The sequence below is a fragment of the Vibrio sp. 1580 genome, assembly GCF_033340055.1.
On record NZ_JAWOVT010000726.1, the window covers coordinates 1 to 519 of the forward strand.

The 519-nt window shown below is 41.0% G+C and carries 1 protein-coding gene; it reads right to left on the bottom strand.

The annotated features are described in order from the left end of the window. Positions 1 to 169: 169 nt before the first annotated feature. Positions 170 to 519, bottom strand: a 350-nt coding sequence (locus R7093_RS28065; protein ID WP_318147388.1) for a helix-turn-helix domain-containing protein, incomplete at its 5' end; no start/stop codon positions are given.

A 519-nucleotide genomic window follows, 5' to 3' on the forward strand; every position in this document is an offset into this window, starting at 1 on the left:
AAAACGCGGTCGACTGGATTTAGATCAGTTGATGCAATTCATTGCGACATACGGTTGTAAAACACGTCCTTTTCAATAGGATGTGAGTTAGTCATGATTAGCGCCTTGTAAGCTAGTTATGATTAGCCATGCATTCAGATTGCACTCTGAATGCATGGCGTTTATGAATTTAAATTGTTTGCTGTCTAGACTTCCAATAATCAGCAGCACAAGACCACTTAGTCCCATCTTGAGCTATGTATCCCTCTATTGGGACTATTTTAGATTGTGTAGTTAACCCCAAGCGCTCAAGATTCAAATAGTATGTATTAGCTAAACTTTTCGATTTATCCCCTGGCTCGTAAGTTAACCAACCAGACTCAGAGAGCTTCTTGATTGTGTTTGCAATAGATTGTCGAGATAACCCCGTCTCATCCATTAGAGCGCTGTAGCTAGGGAAACAAACTCCATCGCCATCAACAAATCTAAATAGCCCCAAGAGAAGCAGGCGCTGTGTTGATGGTAGATTTTCACGTTTCA